Annotated in this window: 15 protein-coding genes; 5 read left to right on the top strand and 10 right to left on the bottom strand. The window is 69.0% G+C overall.

Going from position 1 to position 17,137, the window contains the following annotated elements:
* Position 1: 1 nt before the first annotated feature.
* From POL67_RS04700 to POL67_RS04685, 4 genes are all read right to left on the bottom strand, one after another.
* Positions 2 to 1,228, bottom strand: a complete 1,227-nt coding sequence (locus POL67_RS04700) for a hypothetical protein (RefSeq protein WP_271915833.1) — start codon at positions 1,226 to 1,228, stop codon at positions 2 to 4.
* Positions 1,229 to 1,301: 73 nt separating this feature from the next.
* On the bottom strand, positions 1,302 to 2,438 hold the full coding sequence (locus POL67_RS04695; RefSeq protein ID WP_271915832.1) for a CapA family protein: 1,137 nt from the start codon (positions 2,436 to 2,438) through the stop codon (positions 1,302 to 1,304).
* 53 nt (positions 2,439 to 2,491) lie between these two features.
* A complete protein-coding gene (locus tag POL67_RS04690; RefSeq protein WP_271915831.1) occupies positions 2,492 to 3,076 on the bottom strand; it encodes a malonic semialdehyde reductase in 585 nt (194 codons plus the stop codon).
* A 38-nt stretch (positions 3,077 to 3,114) separates the two neighbouring features.
* Entirely contained in the window at positions 3,115 to 3,543 is a 429-nt protein-coding gene (locus POL67_RS04685; protein WP_271915830.1) for a DoxX family protein, read from the bottom strand.
* Positions 3,544 to 3,620: 77 nt separating this feature from the next.
* Here POL67_RS04685 and POL67_RS04680 point away from each other — a divergent pair, with 77 nt between their 5' ends.
* Complete coding sequence (locus tag POL67_RS04680) at positions 3,621 to 4,574, top strand: LysR family transcriptional regulator (RefSeq protein WP_271915829.1); 954 nt, start codon at positions 3,621 to 3,623, stop codon at positions 4,572 to 4,574.
* Between the two features lie 132 nt (positions 4,575 to 4,706).
* Positions 4,707 to 5,393, top strand: a complete 687-nt coding sequence (locus POL67_RS04675; RefSeq protein WP_271915828.1) for a hypothetical protein — start codon at positions 4,707 to 4,709, stop codon at positions 5,391 to 5,393.
* Between the two features lie 11 nt (positions 5,394 to 5,404).
* On the opposite strand, the gene POL67_RS04670 is transcribed toward POL67_RS04675, so the two are convergent.
* From POL67_RS04670 to POL67_RS04645, 6 genes are all read right to left on the bottom strand, one after another.
* The gene (locus tag POL67_RS04670; protein WP_271915827.1) at positions 5,405 to 6,433 is read right to left on the bottom strand and encodes a DUF2891 domain-containing protein; all 1,029 of its coding nucleotides are present in this window, start codon (positions 6,431 to 6,433) and stop codon (positions 5,405 to 5,407) included.
* Positions 6,411 to 7,361: a DUF979 domain-containing protein gene (locus POL67_RS04665; protein WP_271915826.1), complete on the bottom strand. Its 951-nt coding sequence runs from the start codon at positions 7,359 to 7,361 to the stop codon at positions 6,411 to 6,413. Before POL67_RS04665 ends, POL67_RS04670 begins: the two co-directional genes overlap by 23 nt.
* Positions 7,358 to 8,035, bottom strand: a complete 678-nt coding sequence (locus POL67_RS04660) for a DUF969 domain-containing protein (protein ID WP_271915825.1) — start codon at positions 8,033 to 8,035, stop codon at positions 7,358 to 7,360. Before POL67_RS04660 ends, POL67_RS04665 begins: the two co-directional genes overlap by 4 nt.
* Positions 8,036 to 8,069: 34 nt before the next feature.
* A complete protein-coding gene (locus tag POL67_RS04655) occupies positions 8,070 to 9,050 on the bottom strand; it encodes a polysaccharide lyase (protein ID WP_271915824.1) in 981 nt (326 codons plus the stop codon).
* 63 nt (positions 9,051 to 9,113) lie between these two features.
* Positions 9,114 to 9,731 (bottom strand): HutD/Ves family protein, encoded by a 618-nt coding sequence (locus tag POL67_RS04650; protein ID WP_271915823.1) that lies wholly within the window; start codon positions 9,729 to 9,731, stop codon positions 9,114 to 9,116.
* Positions 9,728 to 10,126 carry a VOC family protein gene (locus POL67_RS04645; RefSeq protein ID WP_271915822.1) on the bottom strand — a complete coding sequence of 133 codons (399 nt, stop codon included), beginning with the start codon at positions 10,124 to 10,126 and terminating at the stop codon, positions 9,728 to 9,730. The genes POL67_RS04650 and POL67_RS04645 overlap by 4 nt, the downstream gene beginning before the upstream one ends.
* Positions 10,127 to 10,350: 224 nt before the next feature.
* Between POL67_RS04645 and POL67_RS04640 the strand changes: the two genes are divergently transcribed.
* The 3 genes from POL67_RS04640 (at position 10,351) to POL67_RS04630 (ending at position 16,794) form a co-directional block, all read left to right on the top strand.
* On the top strand, positions 10,351 to 11,691 hold the full coding sequence (locus POL67_RS04640; RefSeq protein ID WP_271915821.1) for an alpha/beta fold hydrolase: 1,341 nt from the start codon (positions 10,351 to 10,353) through the stop codon (positions 11,689 to 11,691).
* Positions 11,692 to 11,866: 175 nt separating this feature from the next.
* Positions 11,867 to 14,440 carry an ATP-binding protein gene (locus POL67_RS04635; protein ID WP_271915820.1) on the top strand — a complete coding sequence of 858 codons (2,574 nt, stop codon included), beginning with the start codon at positions 11,867 to 11,869 and terminating at the stop codon, positions 14,438 to 14,440.
* Between the two features lie 98 nt (positions 14,441 to 14,538).
* Positions 14,539 to 16,794: a DUF4215 domain-containing protein gene (locus tag POL67_RS04630; protein WP_271915819.1), complete on the top strand. Its 2,256-nt coding sequence runs from the start codon at positions 14,539 to 14,541 to the stop codon at positions 16,792 to 16,794.
* Positions 16,795 to 17,137 lie beyond the last annotated feature (343 nt).

Genomic DNA, 17,137 nt, shown 5'->3' with positions numbered 1-17,137 from the left:
TTCAGGGCGAGAAACCCGGCCGCGTCGTCATGCGGATGTTCTTCGGGGCTTGCTCCGTGAACGAGCCGATCGTGCTCACCTCGGCCGTTTCGCCGCGTAGACGCGCGACGCGCACCTCGCCGTCGATCCCACCGCCGGCGTAGGCGATGAGCGCGTCGTCGCCGCAGATGCCGGGAGCTGCGCCGATCGATACCGTGGAGCTGGCCGTCGGGTCGATCGTGACAAGCTCACCCCAGCCCACGCCGGGCACGTAGCGCAGCGCGGAGAGCGCGCCCGATGTCGAGGGAAGGGCCACGATCACGTCCCCTCCGGGGGTCGCGGTGATCGCAGGCTCGAGGCTCTGAATCTCCAGAGAGATGCTCTCCGGGGCCGACCAGACACCGTCGTGGAATCGCGTCGCCGCGATCCTCGCGTAGCTCTCGTGGTACACGACGACCACGTCGTCATTCGGGAGCACGACGGCCTGCGGAGGCGCGACGGGGATCTCGTTGCCCATGAAGACCTTCACGTCGGCGCGGCAATGCGGCTCCGTCCAGCCTCCGCCGTCCGACCAGAAGACCTGCGCGTCGCAGAGCTCGTTCAGGTTGCTGAGGCCCACGCCGAGGACGCTGCCCTCCGAGATCGTCCGGACAGCCGAGGTCAGTTCGAACGGCGCCAGCTTGGGATAGGGATACCAGTCGTACGCGTCCGGATCGAAATGGGCGAGGGAGGATCCTTCGCCGGCATTGCCCATGAGCAGGGAGACGCCCACGGTGAGGACCGGGCTCGGCACCAGCGGGAACCAGCCTTCGACATCGTAGAGGTCGAATTTCGTGCCATCGCCGGTCACCATGAAATGGCTCAGCGCGGAGTCCGTGCTCGTCTCGGTCCAGAACACGCCGAGGTGACCATAGACATCCACGTACGTCGTCATCCGATCCGCGCCCTGCATCGGATAGGAGGGCGTGGTCCACTTGCCCTCGTGATGGACGATGACCTGGCCGCTCTGCCATCCGACGGCCGCGACAATCGCGGCCTCGCCCGGCGCGCACGTGGGCGCGGGGAGGCCGCCGCTGCCGCCGCTGCCGCCGGTCGATGACGACGAGACGCTCGTGCCTCCGCTGGAGGCGCTGCCCCCGCCCCCCGCGCCCGTCGCCTCGGTCTCGACCTCGCTCCCGCACGCCGCGAGCGCGGACAAGATCGCGCCTGCCGCGATTGCGCGCCTTCCGGCGCTCACCCTCTCGAACATGATGCCTCCTCCGTTCGCCCACCCCGATCGAGCAGGCCCGCCGAGGGTGGCCGTACGGCGTCGGCCCCGCACGTTAAAGCCGATTAAATCCACGGAGGACGAGGTCTCCCCCCTCGTCGAGGTCCACCTGCGCGCCGAAGCCCCGGCAGATCCGATGGAGGGTCTCCCGCAGCCACACGGCATCGCTCCGGCTGGCCCGGCGCAGCCGGAAGCGTCGGATCTGCATCGGCGTCATGCGGAGGCGCGCGAGCTCGCCCGTGGACGGGTCCACGACGGGAAAGTACATGAGGACCAGATCCCCCCGAAAGGACACGTGGCCCCTGATTCCCTCGTAGTCGTTGAGGAAATCACCGCAGCCATAAAGGATGAGCTTGTTCTTGTAGACCTCGATGGGCCGCGGGTGGTGGGAGGAGTGCCCGTGGATGAGGTCGACGCCGCCATCGAGGAGCGAATGCGCGAAACGGACATGCTCCTCCGGGACCTCGTACCCCCAGTTGCTCCCCCAATGGATGGAGGCAACGACGACGTCGCCTGGCCGTTTGACGCGGCGTACCCTCTCCTGGATCTGGAGCGTGGTCGCGTCCGACAGGTCCGCGAGCCGATCGATGCCGGGGGCATCGTCGGTCGCGGACCAGCTCGCGGGAATGCCGCTCGACCCCGTCCCGAAGGCGAAGACGAGGAGCCTGCCGCCTCCGGGGAGCGGGAGGACCGCGGGCGCGCGCGCCTCGCCCAGGGTTTCCCCCGCGCCCGCGATCTTCAGACCCGCCTGCTTCAGCGTCGTCAGGGTTTCGAGGAGCCCCGAGGCGCTGTAATCGAGCACGTGGTTGTTCGCGAGGACGCAGACGTCGATCCCCGCGGCCGTGAGGCAAGGGGTGTTGGCCGGGTGCATCCGGTAATTGATGCCCTTGTCCGGCCAATACGCGTCGCTGCGCGTGACGCTGGTCTCCAGGTTGATGATCCGCGCCGCGGGGGCCGCTCGTTCGAGCGCGGCGAGGGCGTCTCCCCAGATGTAGGAGAATCCGAACGGCCGCTGGATCGGGCCGTTCGTGTCCTCCGCCATCGCGACGTAGTCCCTGGCGTCCCGTATGTACGGCTCGTAAAGGGTCGGCTCGCTCGGGTGCGGCAGCGCCTGATCGATGCCTCGCCCGGTCATGACGTCGCCGCACAGGAACAATTCGAGGAGCTCGCCTGTGGCCTTTGCCGGCTGCACCCGATGGTCTTCGACGGCCTCTGGACCTTCGTCAACGCGGGCGCCGGACCCGGCTACTCGATGCGGCAGGCCTCGTCGAAATCGAGGCGGGGGTTGCGCGGGTAGAGCTTCGTCGGATCGCCATGGCCGAGGTTGACGAGGAGGATCGATTTCCACGGCAGGTCGGCAAAAAACGCCGCGTCGACCTTGTCGCGGTCGAAGCCGGCCATCGGCCCGCAGTCGAGCCCGAGCGCGCGGGCCGCCAGGATCAGATAACCGGCCTGGAGCGAGGCATTCTGGAGCAAGAAGAAGTCGCGCTGCTCCGGCGGCATCGCGGCGAGGGCCTCGCCCATCGTCGGGCGCGCCGGGAAGAGCTTCGGCATCTTCTCGTGAAAGCGCGTGTCATAGGCGATGATCGCGGTGGCGGGCGCGCCCATGGTTTTCTCGACGTTGAGCGGGGCGAGGCAGGGACGCAGGCGCTCCTTCGCCTCGGGGCTCTTCACGAAGACGATCCGCGCCGGCACGCTGTTGGCCGCGGTCGGTCCGAGGCGCAGGGCCTCGTAGAGGCTGTGCAGGGTCGCGTCGTCGACGGGCTCGGACAACCAGCCGTTGTGGGTGCGGGCCTCGACGAAGATTTGCTGGAGGACAGGGTCGTTCATGGCGGCTCGTGGGGTGGGAGGTGGAGGGATACGTTCCTTCAGGTCGCGAGCGCGGGTTTGGCGATGCGGGCCTCGGCCTCGCGCTTCGGTTCGCTCGCCAGCTTGCGGCTCTCGGGGCGCAACGCCCACGAGGCGGCGGCGATGGCGACGAGGACGAGCGGCGTGATCACCTTGCCGGTCGGGTCGCCGCTGGCGGCGTGGGAGACGGCGGCGCCCGTGAGATCGAAGATGATGCCGGCGTACGCCCACTCCTTGAGGCGAGGGAAACGCGGGACGAGCAGGGCGACGGCGCCGAGCACTTTCCACACGCCGAGGATGGTGGCGAAATAGGCCGGGTAGCCGAGGTGCGTCATGCCTTCCATGACCTCGGGGGAGCGGGAGAGATCCCCGAGGCCGCCCGCGGCGAACGCGAAGCCGAGGAGACCCGTCGCGACCCAGTAGCCGATCGTTCGTGCCTTGTCGTTCATGAAGGAGCATTGTCAGGCCTGCGCGCGCCTGTAACAATGCATCAACAATTGGAAGCACCTGCCAGGATCTGATCCAGATGGACGCCCCCCTCGAGACCTCCGAGCTGCTCGCCTTCGCGAAGACCGTAGAGGCGCGATCGCTCTCGCGCGCCGCCGTCGAACTCGGCGTCCCCCGCGCCACCATCAGCCGCCGGCTCGCGCGGCTGGAGGAGCGGCTCGGGGTGCGCCTGCTCCGCCGCACCACGCGCAGCCTCGCCCTCACCGACGCGGGCGAAGCGCTCCACCGTCACGCGCGCATCGTGCTCGAAGCCGTCCACCACGCCGAGGCGTGCGTGCGCAAGACCGACGACGCCGTCCGCGGCGAGCTGCGCGTGTCGGTGCCGCCGATGAACGGGACCAGCTTCGGCGCGATGATCTGCGACTTCGCGCGGCGTTACCCCGAGGTCCGCCTCCACATCCACAGCACGACCCAGCACGTCGACCTCCAGCGCGGCGGCTACGACGTCGCGCTCCGCGCCAGCATCGACCTCGAGCCCGGGCTCGTCGCCCGGAGGCTTGCGCGTCACCCCGTCCTCGCGGTCGCCTCGCCCGCCTACCTCGAGGCCCACGGCACGCCACGCACGCGCCGCGACCTCCGCCACCACCGCTGCCTCATGGGCTTCGTCCGAGGGGAGTTGCCGCAGACGCAATGGCCCTTCTCGGGCGGCAAGTTCCAGGTCGAGGGCGCGCTCTTCACGAATGACATTCATCTGCTCTGCGACGCCGCGCTCGAAGGCCTCGGGATTGCGCTTTTGCCGCAGGTCATGGTGCAGCCACACCTCGAAAGCGGCGCCCTCGTGCACGTGCTCCCGGGCGCGATTCAGGCGGAGTCGCACATCGCGGTGGTGTATCCGGAGCGGGAGTTCGTGCCGCCGCAGGTGCGGGCCTTCATCGACGCGGTGGTGGCGTGGGCGCCGGAGCTCGTCGTGCGGGCGGACGCGCCGAAGCCGAAGCGGGCGGCGAAAAAGCGAGGCGGACGCGCAACAGCGTGAAAGGGGTGCCACACCCCGGATCTGCGCGCCGAAGGTTGCATGCCCGGGAGGGGGCCGCGCGCGTCGTTGAACGCCCTGCAAGTCAAGGACGGTCCGTGTTTGGCATGGGCGCTGCAAAGGCAGCGCCTCCTCATGTCGAAGACACGCTTGGCTTCCTGGGTCCTTGGATTCATCACGGCGATCGCGACCCTCGGCTGCAACGCGAATCATTACGCGACGCCGCGCACGGTGCCGAAAGGAAAGACGTCGCATACGATCGCGCTCGACGCGTACGGGGCCTTCGAGGACGACGGCAGGCTCATGCCCGCCGCCGGGGGTCTCCGTTATCTGCTGCGCGCGGGGCTCGCGGAGCGCGTGGATTTCGGGCTGACGGTCAGCGGGACCGTGATCGGCGCGGACGTCAAGGTGAACTTTCTGCGCACGAAATGGGTGGACATGGCGGTCTCTCCAGGGTTCGAGTTCGGCGTCCTGCCGGGGTACCATTCATGGGATACCGAGTTCTTTACCCGGGGCGCGGTGCCGATCTCGCTGGGGTTCAACGTGTCGAAGGCAACGTCGATCTACCTGCACGGGGGCCTCGGCGGCTTCGTGTACGATCAGGAATACGACGAATGGTGCTGGGAGCCGGAATGCGACGAAACGCTCTCTGGAATGACGGTGCAAGGAGGGCTCGGTGCGCAGTTTCGCCTGTCGAACTTCGTCGCGCTCCAGCCGGAGCTGAGCGTCATGGGGTCCACGAGCTACCTTCCCGGCATCTTCATGCAGCTCGGATTCGGCGTGTCGCTCGGGGCGCAGCCGAGCTACCCGGAGTTCGATTGAGCCTCTCGAAGCTACAGGGGCGCGGCTCCTGCCTCGAGCGCCAGCAGGGCGAAGGTGGCCAGCCAATGCTCGCCCATGTAATCGCCGGCCACGTGGGCGAGCCCCGCGGCGAGGTGCTCGTCGGCCGCCGATAACACGACGGCGCGGGCCGGGTCGTCCGCCGCGAGGGCGCCCGCAATCGAGCGGAAGCACCAGGCGCGGCTCAGGTTGAGGCCGTCGAGGTGGGCGATTTTGCCGTCGCTGCGGTCGCTCACGGTGGCCGGCGTGAAGAGGCTCTCGGGCATTCGGTCGGCCGCTCGGGGCAGGAAACGTGCGAACCATGGCCGGAATTCGGTCACGGGGAGCAGGCGGCGGAGGCATTCGGCTTCGACGAGCGTGGGGGACAGGAAGTCGTCGCCGCTCGGCTCCCAGGCCGGGGCGTCGGCGTCGGCGAGGTACCATCCCCGGGCGGTGGTCTCGATCCGCCGGGCCAATGCGAGGTCATTCACGGCCTCGGCATACACGGAGGCGAGCCCCAGGGCGAAGGCCGTATTGAAATGCGTGCCGGCGCGGATCGGATAGGTGGCCTTCGGCAGGAAGGCCTTGAACCGCTCGGCAAAGGCGCGCGCCAGGGGACGGAGGGCGTCACGAGGGGAGGCGCCCTCATGGCGTTCGAGCTCCGCGCCCAGCATCAACATCCACGCCCAGCCATAAGGCCGCTCGAACCCCGCGCTCTGCGGGCGGGCGAGATAGGCGAGCTCTCCCGCGACGTTCTCCGGCGTCATCATGCGATCGAAGAGGGCACGAATCTCGGCCGCCGGGGCCATGTCCGGGAATCGCCGCAAGAGGCGGGCGAGCAGCCAGTAGCCGTGGACGCAGGAATGCCAGTCGAAGCTGCCGTGGAAGATCGGATGCAAGACCCGCGGCGGCAGGACATCCTCGTCGCCGGCCATCACATGGTCGAGCTTGTACGGATAGGGCCGGGTGACGTGGCCCAGGGCGAGCCGCGCGAATTTCGCGGCCAGCTCCGGGGTGAGCTCAGGAGCGGAAGACGAGGACATACATCAGGACCGTATTGGCGAGGAGGAGGAGGAGGGCCGTGGGGATCTGCGCCTTGATGACCGCATTTCGGTCGGACAGCTCCAGCAGAGCCGCGGGCACGATGTTGAAATTCGCGGCCATGGGCGTCATCAAGGTCCCGCAGAACCCCGAGAGCATGCCCACGGCGCCCATGATCGCGGGATTGCCGCCGAAGCGCTGGACGATGAGCGGCAAGCCGATGCCCGCGGTCATCACCGGAAAGGCGGCGAAGGCATTCCCCATGATCATGGTGAAGATCGCCATGCCGAACGTATACGCCGCCACCGCGGCGAATTCGCTGCCGGCAGGCAACCAGGCCGAGGCGAGCTTTCCGATGGCGGTCCCGACGCCGGCCGCCGCGAAGACCGCGCCCAGGGCGGCGAGCATCTGCGGCAGAATGGCGGCCCAGCCGACGGTGTCGAGCAATCGGCGTCCCTCCTGCATCGGGACGTTCGGCCGCGCCCCGAGCATCGGCATGGCCATGGCCAGCGCGACGAAGACGCCCAGGATCAGCGAGACCAGGGTCGCCTGCTTGGGATCGACGATCCCGGCGAGCTGCGGCCGCTTGAACAGGAACGTGCCGGTGAGCGCCGTGAAGGGAATCGCGAGCGCTGGCAAAAACAGCCTGCTCCCCAGCCGGGCCGCGCTCGCACGGCGCTCCTCGGGCCCGGTCGTGGCCGGAGCGCCGCGGCCGAGGCCAAAGACGCCCGCCGTGAGCACCATGGCGAGGACGACGAGGCCGTTGACCACATCCGGCAGGTGCGAGCCGAACAGGAAGCTCACCGCAAAGAGCCCCCAGAACGTGGTGTTCTTCCAGCGCTTCGGATTCGTCTTGTCGCGCGCGCTCAAGCCCGCGATGGCCACGAAAAAGACGCCGGCGACGACGTAGAGGACCTCGAGCCCGATCATCGGCGGCCCTCGGCGATCCTGCGGGCCAGATGTCGGTCGAACAGCATCATCTGCGTGCCATGGATCAACAAGGCGCAGATCGCCGTGGGAATGGCCCATACGGAGAGCTGGAGCGGTTCGACGAGGATCCCGTTTTGCGCGAGGAAACCCTTGATCAGGAGGATCGAGGCGATCGCGATGAAGATGTCCTCGCCGAAAAACAGCGCGATGTTATCGGCTGCGGCGGCGTGGGCCCGTACGGTCTGGCGGGCCTCCTCGGGGAGCGGCCCGTGGTGACTCTCAGCCGCCGCCTCGGCCATGGGGGCGATCAAGGGGCGCACCATCTGCGCGTGGCCGCCGAGCGAGGTCAGGCCCAGCGCCGCGGTGATCTGGCGAAAAACGAAATAAAGCAGGAGCAGTCGGCCGGTGGTGGCCGCGTGGATTCCGCCGATCAGGGTCTTGGCTCGCTCCTGCAATCCGGCCCGTTCGAGCAGCCCGATCACGGGGAGCACGACCCATACCACGCTCACATATCGGTTTTCTTTGAAGGCTTTGCCGAAGGTCGCCACGACCTCGACGGGTCCCATGCCGCCGGCCAGCCCGGTCACGAGGGCGGCCGCCGTCACCACGAGCAGCGGGTTGAGGCGGGCCATGAAGCCCAAGACCACCACGGCGATCCCTATCAGCGACAGCACGTGCCCTCCCGTTCGGCCGGCGAAACCAGGGCCCTCAGTGCGTGATGGGGCCCGTGGAGAGGATGAAATCGTCGTAATCGACGGTCTGCGCGGACGGAGGCGCCCAGCTCGCGTCGCTGCCGCCGAAGAAGGTCGAGAAGTACAGCGCGTCGATGCCGTACGTGGCGCCTGCGAGGCGGAAGAGGAAGGCCTGCTCGCCGAGGACGGGCTGCTTGTCGAACCAGGCCTCGAGGACGCCGTCGTGCTCGCCGGGCGTGTTCATCACCAGCCGGTGTTCCACCGTGTGCCAGGTCCCCGGCTCGAAAGAAACCGCGCTCCCGCCGGACATGTACGCGTAATCGTCGCCGCAGTCATTGATCTTCTCGGGGAAGTACATGTACTGGACCGCCGCTCCCCCGCTGCGCCACATCATCCGCGCCGAGAAGCCGGTCGTGTCCTCGACGCAGCCCGTGGGGGCCGAACCACCGACGAGCCCCGGGAGCTTGCCGCCCTTCACGAAGGCGAATCCGGCGCCGAACCGGACACGATAGGAGAGGAAAAGCTCCTGATACGTCTGCCCGAGCGGCACCTTGAACTGCACGCCGCCATGAGCCGGGCCCACCTCGCCCGCCGGATACGTGACCCGCAGGAATCGATTGCCCGCCTCGTCGACGATGCTCGCGCGCCCCTCGTCGAGCCCATTGTTCCAGGTCGGCGCCCCGACGAAATCGCCCGCCACCATGTCCTCGCTGTACACACCCGGCTCGCGCTGCTGGAAATCTGCATGTACGAGCACGTCCCCCGGACTTGCTCCGCCTGCACCCGCAGCGCCGCCGGCGCCTGCGGTTCCGCCAGCGCCTGCCGTTCCCCCGGCGCCTGCCGTTCCCCCGGCCCCCGCGGTCCCGCCCGCGCCGCCGTTTCCGACGCCGCCCACACCCCCGGCGCCGCCCGTGGCCGAGGAGGGACCCTTTTCCGTGCACGCGAACATCGACGCCCCGACGAGAACGAGCGCGCCGGCGGTGATCCCGTGAGCCATGGCAGGATGGGAATGAAATTCAGTTGGCCTGTCAAGCGGGAATCGCCACGATTTCCCGCTCGCTCAAGAACGGGCGCCGTCGAGCGCCACGACGAACACCACCGCCTCGTCCACGTCGGCGGCGACCGCGATCTCCGCCTGACCATTCACGATCAGCGTCTCCGCCCCGAGGAGATCGGTGGCCGTGTCGGAGCCGTCGACACGAATGGCGACCCTGCCGCGGAATACATGAAGGATCTGCGTCTCCGCCGCCAGGCAGAGGTGGACGATCGAGCCGCGGGCAAGCGAATGCACGGCTGCGCTCGGGCGGACGAGCGCACGTCGCGCCATGACGTTGAAATCACGCGCGGGCGTCCCACCGAGCTCGCCGTGCGTCGGCCATGCGCCGTCGAAACGATAGGGGGCCAAAAGCACGAGCCTCCGCCGGCCTCGCCCCTCGTGCACCAGCTCCATGGGCGCGCCCTCGGTCTGGAGGAGGATCCGCTCGATACCCGGGAACGTGGAGAACGGCCCCGAGGCCGCCAGATCGGCGATGCTCAATCGCCAGGCAAAATCGTCGAGCCCAGCTCCAGGCGGCTCGACGGCGATCTCGGTCGTGGTGCCGAGGCCGTTTTTCCAGGGCATCACGCGATAATCGGACGGCCGGAGGTGGCGAATCTGCACGGGGCGCGCAGGGTTCATCCGGAGATCTCCTCCCTCACCTCGACGGCGAGCTCGATCAGGTTCTCGTCCGGATCGTACACGTACACCGATTCGATCGGCGCCACGGCGCCGGTGCGTCGCCCGCGCCCCTCGAGGATCGGCACGCCCTTGTCCCGCAGGTGCGCGATGGCCTCGTCCAGCGTGCCCTCGATCAAGAAGCACAGGTCGGCCGAGCCCGGGGTCGCGTGACGTACGTTCTTGTCGATGGGCTTGTCCGCAGCATGGAGGTTGATTTTCTGGTTTCCGAACCGGAGCGCCTTGCGGCCGGCGCCGAAGGTGATGGGTTCCATGCCGAGGATTTCGGTATAGAAGGCAAGGGTGCGGTCCATGTCGCGGACCGTGAGGACGAGGTGATCGAGGGAGCGTACGTGCATGCGGCCGAGGATAGCATCGTTTCCGCGCCGTGTGTCCGAGCTTGTAGGCAACGGCGCAAAGATGTCCCGCACGCCTGGGATATCGCTGCGCGAATTGAGCAACCACGTGCAGCTTGCGCAAGGTTGCGCGATCTGGCCAGCGCGGCCGACGGCGAAATCCTTTCAATGCTTCCGAAATCTCTTGGCACGTCGTGTGCTTGGCGCATCGAGCAAGGAGACGAAGGATGAAGATGAAGCATGCTCCCGTCGTGCTGGGCTTGTTGGCGCTCGCTTCCAGTGGGTGCACAACGGAAACGGCAGCGCCGGCGCAAAACGACGAAGAGACGCTGCAGGACGCCGCGGAGACGTCGGCATCGGCGATCACGGCGCAGGTGGCCGAATTGGTGCGAGAACAGGTCGCCGGCGATGTGTATCATTACAGCTTTCTCGTGAAGGTGGGGGACACGGCCAATGCGCGCGTCCGCGTGCACCGGATCGTGCGCGAGGACGCACCCTGGCGGGCGCGCCCCGCGGCCCGCGCGATCCTGCTCCTGCACGGCGATTTCGCGACCTTCACCACGAACTTCGCGCCCTCGCTGACGAGCTCCGCGGCGCAGCCCGATCACGGGCTGGCCGTCTACCTGGCCGAGCGCGGGATCGACGTGTGGGGCCTCGATCGGCGGTGGACCACGGCGCCGAAGGAGGGCGCCGATTTCTCCGATTTCGCCGACATGGGCGTGGTGCAGGCGGTCTCCGACACGGGGCGCGCGCTGCTCTTCGCACGTACGATTCGCAGCCTGACCGGCGCGGGGCAGGGCCTCATGTTCCTGGGCGGATTCAGCAGTGGCGCGCAGATCACGTACCTCCATGCCGCCGAGGAGACGCAAAAGCAGCCGGAGCAACGGCAAGTCAAGGGGATCGTCCCCATCGACATCTATGCAAAGGTGGCCCCCGAGGACACGGCCAGCAAGCAAGTGGCCTGCGACAATGCTGCACAGGAGCGCGATCTGGTTGCGCAGGGCGAGGTGGACAGCGACAACAGCGCCTTCTTCCAGCCCCTCGGCGAGCTCGCCGCCTCCGCCCCCGCGGACCCGTCGCCGTTCTACGACGGCTATACGAACCGTGAGGTGATGCTGGGTTTCGTGACGCAGACGTACCAGTTTTACGAGCCCAAACCCAAATACCACCTCATCGCCGGTGCCTTCACGGACGGCGCGCCGACCGATCTCCAGTATGCGTCCGAGGCGCTGATCAACGACTGGCTCGCGCATTCGCCGCCCCACCAGGCGCTCGTCGAGAGCGCCGATCGGGATGCCCTCTGGTGCGGCGAGGCGCCCCTGCCGCTCGGCGACCACCTCGCCGATATCACGGTCCCGCTCTTCTACCTCGGCGCCGCGGGCGGCTTCGGCGATCACGGCCTTTACACCACCACGGTCGTCGGCTCCACCGACGTCACCACGCATGTCGTGCGTCGCCTCCCGGTCGAAAACGAGCCCGAGGACTTCGGCCACGCCGACCTGCTTTACGCCGACGACGCGCCCACGCTCGCGTGGGAGCCGCTTTCGCAGTGGTTGCTCGCGCATTGAGGGACGCGAAAAGGGTCGAGGAGGCGCAGGGAGCTCGTCCCAGCCTCCCCGAGGCGGCGCTGGAGCGTGCGCGGCTCGCCACCGAAGCCCCTACCCCGTAGGCGCTCGCGTTCGCCGGCTCGGGATGGCTTCGGCCAGGGACGTCCACGACCGTTCGCGCTACGATCGGATTCAGATGCCGCCGCGGCCCGGCAAGACGCAATCACCTCGGGACGGAGGCCCCAGCCGATTCGTCGGACGCGAGCACGCGCTTCAAAAAATCGCGGATGCGTTCACGCGCGGGCGCCTCGTCGAGCTCATCGGGCCGCCGGGCGTCGGCAAGACACGGCTCGCCACGGAGTTCGCGCGGCGGACGCCGCCCCTCTCCGCGCTTCGGTTCTGCGACCTGACGGAAGCCGCCTCGCTCAGCGCGTTCCTGTTCCAGGTGGCGCGTTGCCTCGGCGTGCCCGTGCCGCTCGACATCTCCCCGGATGAGCTCGCGCGGCGCGTGCGCGAGCAGGTCTTGGCGGAGGACGCCCTGCTGCTCGTACTCGACAACTTCGAGCAGCTCCCCGCGTCGGCCGACGCGGCGCTCGCGGCGTGGTTCGAACGCCCGGGGGCGCGCGTGCTCGTCACATCGAGGCGGCGCCTCGCCGGTGCGCCCGCGACGACGATCAGCCTCGCGCCGCTTTCGACCGAGCGGCGCCCGGGCGAGCCCTGGTCCGAAGCGGCGGAGCTGCTCGTGACGCGCGCTGCTGCCTTCGTGCGCGATGCGTTCGATCCGCAGGAGGATCGCGCGACCCTCGAAGAGCTCGCCCGCGAGCTCGATGGCCTGCCCCTCGCGCTCGAGCTCGCAGCGTCGCGCTTCCGCATGCTCGCGCCCAAGCAAGTGCTCGCGCGCCTCTCGCAGCGCTTCCGCATGCTCCGGCGGCCCGACGGGACGATCACCCGGGCGAACCTCCGCGAGAGCATCGAGATGTCGTTCGTGATGCTCGCACCACCGGAGCAGGACGCGTTCCTCGCAAGCTCCGTGTTCCGCGGCGGTTTTTCGCTCGACGCCGCCGACGCCGTGCTCGGCGAGGAAGGCGAATCGTGGCCGCTCGATCTGCTCGAATCGCTGCTCGACCAGTCGATGCTGACGGTCGATCAGGATCCGAACGAGCGCCGCTACGACCTTCTGATCTGCATCCGCGAGTTCGCCGAGAGCGAGCTCGCGCGCCGGGAAGGCGGAGCGGCGCGCGCGGCCGAGCGGCATGCTCGCTACTACGTGGGCCTTGGCGAGCGGCTCGTCGGTTCTGCCGACGCAGGCGCGCGCCGCGCCCTCGAACGCGAGCGGGAGAACCTGGCCACGATCGTCCATCGGCGAGGGCTGCTGGGTGCCGACCTCACGCTCCGCGCGGCGCTCGTGCTCGCCGCGCCCGCGTCCGGGCTGCCATACATCACCGTCGAGGAGCTGCTCGGCGGCGCGCTGGGCGACGACGACGCCGAAGGTGCGCCGCCTCTCCTCGTGGGGCGCGCGCTCCTTTCGCGCGGGACGGTCCGCCGCTTCCTCGGCCGGATGCCGGAGTCGACGGCCGATCTGGATCGGGCGCGCGCGATCGGCGAGTCGACCGGCGACCGCGCGTTGCTCGCCGAGTCGTTCGCGGGGCTCGGCAACACGCTGGCGGGCCTCGGGGACTGGGGACGCGCGCGCGCCTTTTTCGAGCGCGCGCTCGAAGCGTGCGCCGAGCCGAAACTCCGCCCGCGCTTGCTCGCGATGCTCGCGAACAGCTTCGGCGGGACCGACGAGTACGACCGCTCCATCCCGCTCTTTCGTCAGTGCATCACGGAGTCCGATCGCGCCGGCGACGAGAGCACTTCCGGGACGTCGCGCCTCGCGCTCGGGGTGATCCTGCTCGCCGCGGGCGACTTCGACGAAGCGGAGCGCCTCCTCGGCGATGCGCTCGAAGCCCTCACACGCATCGGCTCGCCGCACTGGGAGGGGATCTCGCTCTCGTACCTCGCGCGCTGCAAGCAAGAGAGGGGCGATCTCACCGGCGCGCTCACGTTGTACTCCGACGCCGTGGCCCGCCTCGACGCCGCGGGGGTGCGGCGCGCCCAGGCCGTCGCCTTGTACCAGTTCGCGACCGCGCTCATCGAAGCGGGCGAGCTCTCCGCCGCCGCAAAGCACCTGCGCGCTGCGTTGCCGCTCGCGCGTGAAAACTGCGGCGAATACGAGGGCGTCGTGCTCGCGGCCCAAGGCGTGGTCGCCGCACGGCGGGGCGCGACGGGCGACGCGGCGACGCTCTACCGGCGCGCCGAAGCTTCGCTCTCCGCCTACCCCAAGCCGATGTTCCTCGCGGCGGTGCGCGTGCTGCTCGGCGAGGATCCGCCCGCCGCGTTCGCAACGTGCTCGGAGGTGCGCCTCGCCCTTCGTCTGCGGAGCCCGGTCCCCGCGCCCCACACCACGCCTCCGCTCCTCCTCGCGCGCGACGGGAGCTGGTTCCGCGCGCCCGGGAGCGATGCATCCATCCCGCTCGAACGACGCAAGGCGATCCGCGGCGTGCTGCGCGCCCTCGCGCGGCATCGGGAGGAGCGCCCGGGCGAGGCCGCCTCGGTCGCGGCGCTCGTCGAGGCGGGATGGCCCGGCGAGCGCATCCTCACCTCCGCGGCCGCCGAACGCGTCTACGCCGCCGTGGCGACGTTGCGCCGCTTGGGCCTGCAGGGCGTGATCCAGCAGAAGGCCGGGGGGTACCTCCTCTCCCCCGAGTACCCGGTCGTCTTGAGCTGATTTCGGCCGGCGCGCCCGCCTTTCAACAAACTTTCAACGCGGCCCCGCGAGCGCCGGCGCCATGGTTCCTGCGCACGCTTAACGACGAGGTCATCACCATGATTCGCAAGCTTATTTTCGCCACGTTCGGCTGTACGATGGCGCTCCTCGCGGGTTGCGCCGACGACGTGCCCCCCTCACCGGGCTCCGGCGGCTCCGGCGGCTCCGGCGGCTCGGGCGGCGCCGGCGGACAGGGCGGAGGCGGCGGCTGCATCACGCTCGACGTCTCGCGCACGCAGATCTACCGCTTCACCGACGCCTACTTCTCCGTCCAGGCGAACGTCTCGCCCACGGCCGACGACGCGTACCAGACGCTCGCCGTCCTCGAGATCTACGACGAGTGGATCACCCCGGGGCTGCCTCCGCTCGTGCCGGGAAGCTTCGATCTCGCGGCGGCGCCGAACGACCACTTCGGCAGCTGCCAGCACTGCGTCACGGTGATCACGCCGGACTCCACCGAGATCCCGACGCGCACGTATTTCCAGACGAGCGGCAAGATCGAGCTCACGAAGCTTGATCCCGACGATCGCAGCATCGCGGCCGGTAAAATCACCGACGTCACGCTCTCCGAGGTCGCACGCAAGGAAGACGGGACGTGGGAAGCCGTGCCGGGCGGCGGCTGCTTCGTGATCCCCTCCTGGTCGTTCGACACGACGCCCGTCGACGGCATCCCCTGCGAGAAAGCCGAGGACTGCGGCAACACCACGCGCCAGGTCTGCTCGCCCAAGACGAGCACATGCGCGCCGTACGAGTGCCTCTTCACGTTCGACGTCATGTGCCCCGAGGGCGAGCAGTGCATGGCGCAGGTGCCCGCCGAGAACTCGATCGGGGCTTGTTACAAGGCGTGCACGCCCTTCGCCTCGGGCGCCTGCCCCACCGGCGAAGAGTGCATCGCGACCGACCCGGTGCAGTACTACGGCGTCTGCCGGCCGACGGGCAACGGCGCGCCCGGCGAGGCGTGCAGCGAGCCCGACATCTCGACGGGCTGCGAGGTCGGCAGCCTGTGCGCGGGCGTGCCCGCCGCGTGCGAGAAGACCTGCTCGTACCTCACGGCCGACCCCGGCTGCCCCGAAGGCCGCGTCTGCGGCATGTCGAACGTCTGCCTCGCGCCCGAGAGCGGCGATCCGGCGCCCATCGACGGCGCGTGCCAGCCGAGCTGGGTGCCGTATCGCGGTTGCGCCTCCGACGGTGAGGCGTTCCGCGGCATCTGCCTGAGCCTCTACCCCGAAGAGCCGATCGAGCATTGCGAGCGCATCTGCCGCACGGACCTCAATGAATGCCCCGCGGGCGAGTACTGCGCGAGCATGTTCTCGAACCCGAACGTCGGCCTCTGCTGGACGATCCCCGTCTGCGGCGACGGCGTGCTCGACCCGCTCAACGAGATCTGCGACGACGGCAACACCACGTCGGGGGATGGCTGCTCGGGCGACTGCAACAACGCCGAGTTCGACGTCCTCTGCAAGGTCGCCGAGCCGCTCACGCTCGACGTCGACATCCAGAGCACGACGGCAGGCGCGCCCACGGGTTACGGCGGGAGCTGCGAGCTCTACATCGTCGTGCCCTCGAAGACGTTCACCTTCGACGTGCCGGGACCGGGCCGGCTCTCGCTCAGCCTCACGTCGGCGGAGGACCTCGACCTGCTCGTGCTCGGCGACTGCGCCGATCCGAGCGGCAGCGAGCTCGCTTGCAAGAGCACCGCGAACACCCCCGAGGAGCTCGACTTCGACTTCGCAACGACGCCGAGCGGCCCCGTGATGATCGTCGTGCGTGGCAACACGATGAAGGACGAAGGGCCCTTCACGTTGCGAGCGGCGTTCACGCCGGCGGTCTGCGGCGACGGCGTCGCGGTCGGCCCCGAGGCTTGCGACGACGGCAACACGGTGCAGGGCGAAGGCTTCTGCTCGGCCGATTGCCTCAGCCCTGACTGGCCCACGACCTGCGGAGGCCTCGCGACGCTCTCCACGTCGTCGCCCAACGTCGGCGACACGACGAGCGCGCCGAACCTCAACAACGCCAACGAGTCCTGCACTTACGTCACCGGCGGCGAGGTCATGTACCGCTACGTCGCGCCGAAGGACGGGACGCTGACGCTGCACATCGACGAGACGAACGCGAACTACGCCCTCTACGTGATCGACGGCTGCGCGGCGGCGACCGAGGGCACGCTCCTCGGGTGCTCGAACTGGGGCTGGCCCCCGAACAGCGTCGAGGATGTCGCGGTGCCTCTCGTCGCGGGGCACGAGGTGACCGTCGTCGTCGACACGATTCCGCCGAGCAAGGGCGGTCCGTTCAGCCTCCAGGCGAGCTTCCAGTAACGCGCCGCGACGACGTCGCCGCTCCCCCCGCGCGCCGCATCCCGCCTGGCGGCCTCCCCGCCGCCGACCCGCCCTACCCCGCATCCCCCCGCGCCGGGCCTCACGTGCTCCAGCGCACTCTCCTCCCACTCCCTTTGGCACAACACGACGTTGCGCGAATCACACTTCGCCCCGTCGTGTCCCACCTACCACAGAAGCCACGAGAATGGACTTGACTTTGAACTTCATTTTCAACAAATGTTGGGTCAGTTCGCGTCAAGGAAGTGTCCAAGCCAACATGTTCGAACGAGCCGGTCAAACCCGACTCCCTTGCGGGCCCATCGTCGCGCGGCTGCTCGCGGGA

The organism is Polyangium mundeleinium, from assembly GCF_028369105.1.
Taxonomy (GTDB): domain Bacteria; phylum Myxococcota_A; class Polyangia; order Polyangiales; family Polyangiaceae; genus Polyangium; species Polyangium mundeleinium.
The sequence above is the reverse complement of the archived record's forward strand: the minus strand, read 5'-3'. Positions and strand labels throughout refer to the sequence as shown.

Coding starts and splice junctions, on each gene's coding strand:
- POL67_RS04635 (WP_271915820.1), top strand. CDS start 11,867: ATGCCGCCGCGGCCCGGCAAGACGCAATCACCTCGGGACGGAGGCCCC.
- POL67_RS04665 (WP_271915826.1), bottom strand. CDS start 7,361: ATGATCGGGCTCGAGGTCCTCTACGTCGTCGCCGGCGTCTTTTTCGTG.
- POL67_RS04655 (WP_271915824.1), bottom strand. CDS start 9,050: ATGGCTCACGGGATCACCGCCGGCGCGCTCGTTCTCGTCGGGGCGTCG.
- POL67_RS04670 (WP_271915827.1), bottom strand. CDS start 6,433: ATGTCCTCGTCTTCCGCTCCTGAGCTCACCCCGGAGCTGGCCGCGAAA.
- POL67_RS04645 (WP_271915822.1), bottom strand. CDS start 10,126: ATGCACGTACGCTCCCTCGATCACCTCGTCCTCACGGTCCGCGACATG.
- POL67_RS04640 (WP_271915821.1), top strand. CDS start 10,351: ATGAAGATGAAGCATGCTCCCGTCGTGCTGGGCTTGTTGGCGCTCGCT.
- POL67_RS04630 (WP_271915819.1), top strand. CDS start 14,539: ATGATTCGCAAGCTTATTTTCGCCACGTTCGGCTGTACGATGGCGCTC.
- POL67_RS04690 (WP_271915831.1), bottom strand. CDS start 3,076: ATGAACGACCCTGTCCTCCAGCAAATCTTCGTCGAGGCCCGCACCCAC.
- POL67_RS04675 (WP_271915828.1), top strand. CDS start 4,707: ATGTCGAAGACACGCTTGGCTTCCTGGGTCCTTGGATTCATCACGGCG.
- POL67_RS04700 (WP_271915833.1), bottom strand. CDS start 1,228: ATGTTCGAGAGGGTGAGCGCCGGAAGGCGCGCAATCGCGGCAGGCGCG.
- POL67_RS04685 (WP_271915830.1), bottom strand. CDS start 3,543: ATGAACGACAAGGCACGAACGATCGGCTACTGGGTCGCGACGGGTCTC.
- POL67_RS04650 (WP_271915823.1), bottom strand. CDS start 9,731: ATGAACCCTGCGCGCCCCGTGCAGATTCGCCACCTCCGGCCGTCCGAT.
- POL67_RS04680 (WP_271915829.1), top strand. CDS start 3,621: ATGGACGCCCCCCTCGAGACCTCCGAGCTGCTCGCCTTCGCGAAGACC.